Origin of the sequence: Burkholderia sp. Ac-20384 (assembly GCF_017104605.1) — a bacterium.
GTDB classification, from domain to species: Bacteria; Pseudomonadota; Gammaproteobacteria; order Burkholderiales; family Burkholderiaceae; genus Burkholderia; species Burkholderia lata.
Genome location: NZ_JAAGPE010000105.1, coordinates 19,274 through 28,826 on the forward strand (window position 1 = coordinate 19,274; position 9,553 = coordinate 28,826).

General features: G+C 64.4%; 8 protein-coding genes and 2 pseudogenes. 5 read left to right on the top strand and 5 right to left on the bottom strand.

The window, feature by feature from the left end; genetic code table 11:
- The first annotated feature begins 28 nt into the window (after window positions 1-28).
- Window positions 29-982, top strand: a complete 954-nt coding sequence (locus tag G3O00_RS20530; protein WP_174934644.1) for a sugar ABC transporter permease — start codon at window positions 29-31, stop codon at window positions 980-982.
- Between the two features lie 17 nt (window positions 983-999).
- Complete coding sequence (locus G3O00_RS20535; protein WP_039340348.1) at window positions 1,000-1,851, top strand: carbohydrate ABC transporter permease; 852 nt, start codon at window positions 1,000-1,002, stop codon at window positions 1,849-1,851.
- Window positions 1,852-2,005: 154 nt separating this feature from the next.
- On the opposite strand, the gene G3O00_RS20540 is transcribed toward G3O00_RS20535, so the two are convergent.
- Together G3O00_RS20540 and G3O00_RS20545 are read right to left on the bottom strand one after the other, a co-directional pair.
- On the bottom strand, window positions 2,006-3,136 hold the full coding sequence (locus G3O00_RS20540; RefSeq protein ID WP_174954295.1) for a polyamine ABC transporter substrate-binding protein: 1,131 nt from the start codon (window positions 3,134-3,136) through the stop codon (window positions 2,006-2,008).
- A gap of 105 nt (window positions 3,137-3,241) precedes the next feature.
- On the bottom strand, window positions 3,242-4,546 hold the full coding sequence (locus G3O00_RS20545) for an FAD-dependent oxidoreductase (protein ID WP_206144133.1): 1,305 nt from the start codon (window positions 4,544-4,546) through the stop codon (window positions 3,242-3,244).
- Window positions 4,547-4,699: 153 nt separating this feature from the next.
- On the opposite strand from G3O00_RS20545, the gene G3O00_RS20550 reads away from it, so the two are divergent.
- Window positions 4,700-5,608, top strand: a complete 909-nt coding sequence (locus tag G3O00_RS20550) for a LysR substrate-binding domain-containing protein (RefSeq protein WP_206144134.1) — start codon at window positions 4,700-4,702, stop codon at window positions 5,606-5,608.
- On the opposite strand, the gene G3O00_RS20555 is transcribed toward G3O00_RS20550, so the two are convergent.
- The 3 genes and pseudogenes from G3O00_RS20555 to glcC form a co-directional block, all read right to left on the bottom strand.
- The gene (locus tag G3O00_RS20555) at window positions 5,600-5,902 is read right to left on the bottom strand and encodes a hypothetical protein (RefSeq protein WP_206144135.1); all 303 of its coding nucleotides are present in this window, start codon (window positions 5,900-5,902) and stop codon (window positions 5,600-5,602) included. The genes G3O00_RS20550 and G3O00_RS20555 overlap by 9 nt on opposite strands.
- A gap of 41 nt (window positions 5,903-5,943) precedes the next feature.
- Window positions 5,944-6,384: pseudogene (locus G3O00_RS20560) on the bottom strand (DUF6306 domain-containing protein); the annotation flags it as partial.
- A 276-nt stretch (window positions 6,385-6,660) separates the two neighbouring features.
- A complete protein-coding gene (gene glcC / locus G3O00_RS20565) occupies window positions 6,661-7,431 on the bottom strand; it encodes a transcriptional regulator GlcC (RefSeq protein WP_011353650.1) in 771 nt (256 codons plus the stop codon).
- Window positions 7,432-7,650: 219 nt separating this feature from the next.
- Here glcC and glcD point away from each other — a divergent pair, with 219 nt between their 5' ends.
- Window positions 7,651-9,150: a glycolate oxidase subunit GlcD gene (gene glcD, locus G3O00_RS20570; RefSeq protein WP_174940512.1), complete on the top strand. Its 1,500-nt coding sequence runs from the start codon at window positions 7,651-7,653 to the stop codon at window positions 9,148-9,150.
- Window positions 9,150-9,485 (top strand): annotated as a pseudogene (locus G3O00_RS20575) (FAD-binding protein); the annotation flags it as partial. The gene glcD and the pseudogene G3O00_RS20575, both read left to right, overlap by 1 nt.
- Window positions 9,486-9,553: the final 68 nt, after the last annotated feature.

The following is a 9,553-nucleotide window of genomic DNA, read 5'->3' on the forward strand; positions in this document are numbered from 1 at the left end:
GCCGCCGCGCTCGTTCAGGAGGCTTGCCGTGTCCAGTCCGATCACGTCCACCCCGCCCGCCGGCGCGGGCGCCGCGCCACCGCCAAGCGGCGCGTCCGCCGCCACCGCCCTGCCCGCACGCCGCCCGTCACCTGCCGTGCGGCGGCAACAGCGCGCCGCGTGGCTCTTTCTCGCGCCGGCGTGCGCAATGGTTGCCGTCTATGTGATCTGGCCGATCCTGTCGACGCTGTGGCTGAGCCTGTACAACTGGGACGGGATGACCGAGCGCACCTTCGTCGGTCTCGCGAACTACGTCGAACTACTGCATGCGCCGACGTTCTACACCGCGCTGCGCAATAACGTGATCTGGCTCGCGCTGTTCATGCTCGCGCCGCCGCTCGGCCTCGCGCTCGCGTTGTACCTGAACCAGGCAGTCGGCGGCATCCGGCTCGTGAAGTCGCTGTTCTTCGCGCCGTTCGTGCTGTCCGGCGTGGTCGTCGGGCTGATCTTTTCGTGGTTCTACGATCCGACGTTCGGCCTGCTCGCGCTGATCGCCGGGCACGGCATCCCGGTGCTCGGCGACGCGCGCTATGCGACGTTCGGCATCGTGTTTGCCGCGCTGTGGCCGCAGACCGCGTACTGCATGATCCTGTACCTCACCGGCCTCACCTCGCTCAACCCGGAACAGATCGAAGCCGCACGGATGGAAGGCGCGCGCGGATTCGCGCTGCTGTGGCATGTCGTGCTGCCGCAGTTGCGGCCGACCACCTTCATGGCGATCGTCGTCACGGTGATCGGCGCGCTGCGCAGCTTCGACCTGATCTCGGTGATGACGAGCGGCGGCCCGTTCGAGAGCTCGACCGTGCTCGCGTATTACATGTACGACCAGGCGATCAAGTACTACCGGCTCGGCTATTCCGCGTCGATTGCGGTCGTGCTGTTCGCGATCATGCTCGTCTACATCGTGTTCCAGTTGCGCCGCTTGCTGCGCAACGAGCAATAACCTGACCGGTGGCCATCATGTTTCCGACTCCCGTTGCTCAATGGAAGCCTGTCTCGCGCAGGCTGTACAAGTTGTCGTTGCCGGTTGCACTGCTGATCTGGCTGTTGCCGATGATCGCGGTGTTCGTCACGTCGGTGCGCTCGACCGAGGAACTGGTCGAAGGCCACTACTGGGGCTGGCCACGGCACTTCTCGATGATCGAGAACTATCGCGACGCGCTGACGACGTCGCCGATGCTGCATTACTTCTGGAACAGCGTGCAGATCACGGTGCCTTCCGTGGTCGGGTCGATTGCGCTGGCGGCGATGGCGGGGTTTGCGCTGGCAACCTACAAGTTTCGTGGGAGCACGGCGCTCTTTGGCACGTTCGTCGCGGGCAACTTCGTGCCGGTGCAGGTGCTGATGATTCCGGTGCGGGACTTGTCGCTCAGGCTCGGCGTGTTCAATACGGTCGAGGCGCTGATCCTGTTTCATGTCGCGTTTCAGACGGGGTTCTGCACGCTGTTTCTGCGCAACTTCATCAAGCAGTTGCCGTTCGAGTTGATCGAGGCGGCGCGGATCGAGGGGGCGGGGGAATGGACGGTGTTCTGGCGGATCGTGTTGCCGTTGATTCGACCCGCGTTGGCTGCGCTGGCGATTCTCGTTTTTACGTTCGTGTGGAATGACTACTTCTGGGCGCTTTGTCTCACGCAAGGCGATGAAGCCGCGCCGATTACGGCAGGTGTTGCGGCGTTGAAGGGGCAGTGGACGACGTCGTGGAATCTCGTGTCGGCGGGGTCGATTCTGGCGGCGCTGCCATCCGTCGCGATGTTCTTCGCGATGCAGAAGCATTTTGTGGCGGGGCTGACGTTTGGTGCGACCAAAGGTTGAGCGCGCGGCCCCGCGTATTCGTATCTCCCCCTCCGCATCGTGAGGTTGCCCGCTTCGGCGGGCTTTTTTCATGCGGCGGAACAGTGGCGTGGAACGCGGTACGAACCGCCCGCATTCCACCACCCGGGAACGTCGCCCCCGGCATTTCCCGCCGTCAGCGCGCGGTCTTCAACTGCGTCCACAGCCGGTTTTCGAGCCGGAGAATCTCCACCGGTTTCGGTTTCATCAGCGTCATCTTCTTGAATACATCGTCCGGAGGATAGACCGACAGGTCCTGCGCGATCGCCGGCGTAACGAATTTGCGCGCCGGCACGTTCGCCGTCGGGTAATACACTTCATTGGTGATCGCCGCGTTGACCTTGGGATCCTCGATGTAGTTGATCCACTTCAGCGCCGCCTCCGGATGCGGTGCGTCTTTCGGAATCGCCATCATGTCGAACGCAACGAGCCCGCCCTCCCTGACGTTCGAGAACCTGATGTCATACGGACGTTTCGCCTCCTTGCTGCGCCGGCGCGCAATGCCGACATCGCCGGCAAAGCCGATGGACACGCAAACGTCGTTGTTGGCGAGATCGTTGATGTAGCCGGAAGAATTGAACTCGGTCACGTACGGCCGGACTTTCTTCAGCATCTCGAACGCAGCCTGATAATCGGCAGGATCGGTGCTGTTCGGATCCTTGTGCATGTATTGCAGTGCGGCCGCAAAGACGTCGATGGATTCGTCGAGAAAGGACACGCCACAACCCTTGAGCTTCGCCAGATTCGCGGGATCGAAAACGAGCGCCCAGCTGTCGACCGGCGCGTTTTCACCGAGCACCTTCCGCACGGCCTGCACGTTGTAGCCGATACCGATGACCGCAAAGGCCCAGGGCACGCCGTACTGGTTTCCCGGATCGGCTCCCGCGACCATCTGCATGAGCGTCGGGCTCAGGTTCTTCAGATTCGGCAGCTTCGACTTGTCGAGCTTCTGATACACGCCGGCCCGGATCTGCGCGCCCAGGTAATTCGACGTCGGCACGACGATGTCGTAGCCCGAATTGCCGGTGAGCAATTTGGCCTGCAGCGTGTCGTTGCTGTCGTAGTTGTCGTACCGAACGTGAATGCCGGTCTGCTTCTCGAAGTTCGGGATGGTGTCTTTCGCGATGTAGTCGGACCAGTTGTAGACGTTCAACTCGGTATCCGCCGCGCGGGCGACCGGCACCGTCCATGCTGCCAGGGCCGCCGTCATGCAAAGGCTCGCGACGATCGCTCGCCGGCATCGAAATCCTGCGTGGGAAACGCTCATCGTACTTTCCTTTGTTGGGTCAGGTTGCGGGTAACGAACGGGGCCGTGACGCCAATCGCATCCGGGCTCAGCGGCGCGATTGCTTCGGACGGGTTCACGGCGGCGTCACGATTCTGTTTTCGCGCGACACGATTCGTACTGCAGACGAATTGCGGCGCCAATATCGAAGAACGGGCGGGGCGGCAGCCAGCCGGGGCGCGCGTTTTCGAGGACGGACGTCAGCAACGACGACTGCCCCCCCGACGCCATTTCCGCGAGCAGTTTCCCCCACAGCGTGCCGCGCGCCACGCCGGAACCATTGCACCCGGCGGCGACATACACACCCTGTTCAAGCTGTGCGAACCGCGGCTCCCCTGATCGCGTCGCGCTCAGGTGGCCGGTCCACGTGTATTCCAGATGTTCGCTGGCGATCCACGGGAACCGGCGCTGCAATCCCTGCAGATGCCTGGCCCGCCGAGCCGCGAGCGAGCGGCCCGCGAGATCGCGATGGCGATACTCCACCGTGTTGCGAATCATGAGGCGCCGGTCGGGCGTCAGGCGTACCGTTGCGCCGGCAACCCGGGTCGACAGCACGCCCCAGGCCGCTGCGTTGCCCAGCCTGGCCTGCTCTTCCTCGTTCAGCGGCCGGCTGAGCGACGCGCTGAGCTCAAGCGGGAAGACTGCGCGGTCCGTTACCCCGACTCGGTGCAGAAAGGCACCCACGCAAATGATGACTCGCGCGGCGTCTATGTTGCCGTCGTGCGAACGCGCGCGAATGCTGCCGCCATTCAGCCGCTCCAGCCCGACGATCTCCGTGTTCTCGTACAGCGAGACATTCTCGGGCAGCGTGTCCAGCAAACCCTTGGCGTACTTCGCCGGTTGCAACAGACCGTTACCGCCACCACACCATATTGCCGCCGTGTAGAAAGACGAGCCCAGTCGCCGCGCGAGCGCCTCGCCTTCCAGCAATTTCGCATTCGCCCCCGCATCTTGCAGCGTCTCCACCTGGGCCTCGGCCTGTTCGAGTTTGCCCGGATCATGGACAGCGAAGAAGTAGCCGTCCGAGCTCAGGTCACACGCGATGCCCAGGGTCGCGATACGTCGGCTCACCTCGTCGCTTGCGGCCTTGCCGATCGCCGTCGCGCGATAGTATTGCTCGTTCAACGTCCGGTCGACCAGTTCTTCGGGCTCCGGCCGTTCGTACGCGACCACGAAACCCGAATTGCGCGCCGAGGCGCCCTGAGCCGCGCGCTGCCGATCGACAACGACAATGTGCGATCCGGGGTGCAGCTCGGCGAGCGTATGGGCCGCCGCCAATCCCGTGAAGCCGCCACCGATCACGAGCCAGTCGGCTCGACGCGCCCCTTTCAGCGCCGCGCGGACAGGTGACGTACCCGCCTGGGCAATCCAGCCGCAAATGTTTTCAGTCAAAGCACGTCTCCTGCCTCGAAACCCGGTCTGCAATTGTCTGAAGCATGAACAATTCGCATCCTTTCGTTAGGACATCATTCGATTTGTGCCAATATATTGAGAACTGGAGGGGCCATCCAGTGCTATTAATTCATTCGAGCATTCAAAAAACGCATGGATAAGCTCTACCGACCACCGTCCCTCCAGGCGCTTCAGGCACTCGCACTGGTGGCCGAATCGGCCAGCTTCACCGAAGTGGCGGACAAGCTGCATCTGACGCAGAGCGCGGTCAGCCGGAAGATTCAACAGCTGGAAAGCCACTACGGCATGCCGCTGCTTGTCCGCAACAGCCGCGGCATGCAGTTGACCGAGCACGGCAAGGCGGTGCTTGACGTCGCGCGCAAGGTGCTGGGCGAGTTGCGTACGCTCGACGAGCAGCTCACCCGAAGGGACCGGCCATTTCGCATCCGGATATTCGTCTCCGTTGCGGTCCGCTGGCTGTTGCCGCGGATGGTCGACTTCTATGCGCAGTGCCCCGATCTGTCATTGTCGATAGAGACGGTTGCGACCGAAATGGTCGAGGCCACGGGCGAGTGCGACGCCTATCTCCTTTACCTGCCCGAAATGCACCGGGACCCGTCGTTCCTCATCCTCTTCGAGGAACTTCTCGTGCCGGTGTGCGCGCCCACCCTGATCGGCGGCAAGCAACCACCCGCGACGCTGGACGAGTTAGGCCAACACGCGCTCATTCACGGATCGACCGGCCATCACGAGTGGACGCGCTGGCTTCAGGAGCAGGGGGGCGCGGAAGACGCCACCTATCGGCACATGACCTTCAACCTGGACGAACTGGCAATGGATGCGGCCAGTCGCGGGCTGGGTGTCGCGATGACGGATCTGACCTTGGCGCAAGAAGCGATCCGCCGCGGCGAACTGATCGTGCCGTTCGGTACACCGTTGAGAACCACGGGCGTCTACGTGCTTTGGCTGCAGACCGCCGGCGCCCTGCACCCGGCACGACAACGCATCCTTCAATGGTTTGCCCAGCAGGCGGCCGAAGCGGTGCGTGAAGGGTCAGCGTGACCTGGCGAAGCGGGGGTGGGTCTCGCCAACCGCGCAGCCGATCTGCACGCCATCTTCATTCGCATTCCACAATAACAGGAAGACACCAGGAAGACGCTTGATCGCCGGCACGGCAAGGTGCCGGATGACGAACACCACGGCCGTCGATCCGGCATGCGAGTCACGGACGATGTCGGCGACAGCTCGCGGGAATCGAAGCCCAATGCCGGACTGCACGGAAGTCCAGTTCGGTTTTCGTTGCAAGGCGGCTTGCGCGAGAACAGTCGATAACGACAATGGGCCGGGAAGCGACATCGACGGAAATCCTCAAGGAGCGTTTCTCCGGCTCACCGCGGCTACACCGCCCGCGACTCACCACCCTTGATCCGCAACCGCACATCAACCGCCCCGATATTCTTCTCATGCGCCACCAGCATCTGCGTGAGCGCATGGTGCATGTCGGGCTGCGCAAGCGTCGGCAGTAACGCCTGCAGCTTCCGCACGACCCACCGTTGCCCACGGTTCAAAAACGCCAGCCGCTCGGCCAGATCGTCGATCGCCATCGCCTTCTCATAAAACGCCCCGGTAGCATGCGTCGGCGTCGCATCGAGCGACCGAATCGCATCGACCAGCACCGCACACCAGTGCGCCTCATCCTGTCGAATGCCGGCCACCAGCCGATGAAGTTCGGGATCGTCGATTTCCGCCGCCGTCTCCGACGCAACCCGCGCACCGGCGCGCTCGGCTTCCAGCAGCTCATTCAGCAACGCGAGCAACGCGTCGCGCTGCGCATCAGCGGATTCGTCCGCGGCTTTGGCGGGGCGGGCGTCGTGCCCGTCGTCGTGGGTCCGGTTCGACATGCGATGTCCTCCGTTCAGGAAGCGTGGCGCACCGGTTCGTCCGGCGTGGTTCCGTCAGACACTGTTCACACGACAGCGTCCACGCATCACGACTGACAACAGCGGGGCCACACGAAGAATGGCTCACAGTCTGACATAGCCCTGTGACACGCGTCTCGAGGCGGCTCACTGTGCGTGATGCGCATCAAGACACACCGCAACGCGCAGCCGACATCACGTCCACCCTTCAAGCCTCAACGTCGACCGCACCAACCGCTGCTCCTCCTGCTCGATCTCGCGCAAATACTCGACACACTGGCGGATATGCTCGCTCGCCGCCTTGCGCGCCTGATCCGGCAACCGCCCCGTCACCGCGTTATAAAGCCGCGCATGCTGCCGATCGATCTGCTTCTTCAACGGCTCACGGTGATAAAGATTGTTCACCGACGCAAACACCGAACTCAGCAGCAGATCCGTCAACGACTGCAGCGTATTCACGAGCACCGGGTTATGCGAAGCCTCACAGATCGCGAGATGGAACGCATGATCGAGCTTCGCGCGCGCGGCCGGATCGAGATCCTGCGCGTCAGCCGCGGTCATCTCTTCATAGCGGCGCTTGATCAGGATGAAATCCGCCGGCGTACCGCGCAGCGCCGCAAGCCGCGCGGCCTCCGTCTCGAGCATCCCGCGTACCTCGAACAGGTCGTACAGCGTGCGCGGCTGCGAGCCGAGCAGATGCATCATCGGCGTGATCTCGCGTTGCGGGGTCAGGCTCGCAACGAACGAGCCCTTGCCGTGCGCGGTGTCGATGATGCCGCGCGCACGCAGCAGCTTCATCCCTTCACGCACGGCCGTGCGCGACACACCGAGCTTCTCGGTCAGCCGCCGTTCGGACGGTAGCGCCTGCCCGGCCTTCAGCACGCCGTCGACGATCAGCTTCTCGATGCGCTCGGCAACGACGTCGGCCACGTTGCGCGCCGGGCCCGCCTGTTCCTGCATTTCCATACTGGTATGACCACTTCGGAAGGATATCGGCGATTTTCCCACAAACCCTTGTAGCCATTCGGTTTTCTGGCAATCGATGCAGCCTCCTCATGGCCACCCGACAAAAACTGGTATGACCACATCCACCACGTCTGGACACGCGCGCGCCGCCCGCCAAGAATCCATCCCTTCCGGCGTGCCGCGCGTCGCGCAGCCGCCTGCATGGTGGAGACAACCCCGATGAGTTTCACCTACGACGAACGGATCGACGGCCCACTGGCGACCGTCGGCCGCGACACACTCGTCGCCGCGCTGCACGCGGCGGCGCCTGGTCTCGACGTGCTGCACGAACGCGAAGCGCTCAAGCCGTTCGAATGCGACGGCCTCGCCGCGTACCGCACGGTGCCGCTCGCGGTCGTGCTGCCCGACACGGTCGAGCAGGTGCGCGCGGTGTTGCGCGTCGCGGCCGCGCTCGGCGTGCCGGTGGTCGCGCGCGGCGCGGGCACCGGCCTGTCGGGCGGCGCGATGCCCCTCGAAAAAGGCCTCCTGCTCGTGATGGCGAAGTTCAACAGGATTCTCGACATCGACCCCGATGCCGGCATCGCGCGCGTGCAGCCCGGCGTGCGCAACCTCGCGATCTCGCAGGCAGCCGCGCCATACGGCCTCTACTACGCCCCCGATCCGTCGTCGCAGATCGCCTGCTCGATCGGCGGCAACGTCGCCGAAAACGCGGGCGGCGTGCACTGCCTGAAATACGGCCTCACGGTGCACAACATCCTGAAGGTCGAGATCCTGACGATCGACGGCGACACGCTCACGCTCGGCGCCGACGCGCTCGACGCACCCGGCTTCGACCTGCTCGCCTTGTTCACCGGCTCGGAAGGGATGCTCGGCATCGTCACGGAAGTCACCGTGAAGCTGCTGCCGAAGCCGCCGAGCGTGAAGGTGCTGATGGCGAGCTTCGACGACGTCGCGGAAGCCGGCGCGGCGGTCGCGCGAATCATCGGCGCGGGCGTGATCCCCGGCGGCCTCGAGATGATGGACAACCTCGCGATCCGCGCGGCGGAGGATTTCATTCACGCGGGCTACCCGGTCGACGCACAGGCGATCCTGCTGTGCGAGCTCGACGGCTCGCCGACCGACGTCGACGAAGACGCCGAACGCGTCGCCACGCTGCTGCGCGACGCGGGCGCAACCGAGATCCGCGTCGCGCGCGACGAAGCCGAGCGCCAGCGCTTCTGGGCCGGCCGCAAGAACGCGTTCCCCGCGGTCGGCCGCATGTCGCCCGACTACTACTGCATGGACGGCACGATTCCGCGCCGCGAGCTGCCGCGCGTGCTCGAAGGGATCGCCGCGCTGTCCGCCGAATACGGGCTACCGGTCGCGAACGTGTTCCACGCGGGCGACGGCAACATGCACCCGCTGATCCTGTTCGACGCGAACCGCCCGGGCGAACTCGATCGCGCGGAAGCGCTCGGCGGCAAGATCCTCGAGCTGTGCGTCGCGGCGGGCGGCAGCATCACCGGCGAGCACGGCGTCGGGCGCGAGAAGATCAACCAGATGTGCGTGCAATTCAACGCCGACGAAATCACGTTCTTCCACGCTGTGAAGGCCGCGTTCGATCCGCAGGGCCTGCTCAATCCCGGCAAGAACATCCCGACGCTGCACCGCTGCGCTGAATTCGGCGCGATGCACGTCCATCACGGCAAGCTGCCGTTTCCCGAACTGGAGCGCTTCTGATGCGACGCGAAATCGAATCGATCGACGACAGCGCCGCGCTCGTCGCTCAGGTCGACGCGGCGATCCACGACCGCCAGCCGCTGCACATCCGCGGCGCCGGCACGAAGGCGTTCCTCGGCCGCCCCGTCGAAGGCCGCACGCTCGACGCGCGCACGCATCGCGGCGTCGTGTCGTACGACCCGACCGAACTCGTCGTCACCGCACGCGCGGGCACGCCGCTCGCCGAACTCGAAGCGATGCTCGACGCGGCCGGCCAGATGCTGCCGTGCGAGCCGCCGACGTTCGGCGGCACGGCAACGGTCGGCGGCATGTTCGCGGCGGCGCAGTCGGGCCCGGGTCGGAAGAGCACACGCCTGAACTCCAGTCCCTTACTGTTCTCCCGTATGTCGTCTTCTGCTTGAAA

Coding starts and splice junctions, on each gene's coding strand:
- G3O00_RS20550 (WP_206144134.1), top strand. CDS start 4,700: ATGGATAAGCTCTACCGACCACCGTCCCTCCAGGCGCTTCAGGCACTC.
- glcD (WP_174940512.1), top strand. CDS start 7,651: ATGAGTTTCACCTACGACGAACGGATCGACGGCCCACTGGCGACCGTC.
- G3O00_RS20540 (WP_174954295.1), bottom strand. CDS start 3,136: ATGAGCGTTTCCCACGCAGGATTTCGATGCCGGCGAGCGATCGTCGCG.
- G3O00_RS20535 (WP_039340348.1), top strand. CDS start 1,000: ATGTTTCCGACTCCCGTTGCTCAATGGAAGCCTGTCTCGCGCAGGCTG.
- glcC (WP_011353650.1), bottom strand. CDS start 7,431: ATGGAAATGCAGGAACAGGCGGGCCCGGCGCGCAACGTGGCCGACGTC.
- G3O00_RS20555 (WP_206144135.1), bottom strand. CDS start 5,902: ATGTCGCTTCCCGGCCCATTGTCGTTATCGACTGTTCTCGCGCAAGCC.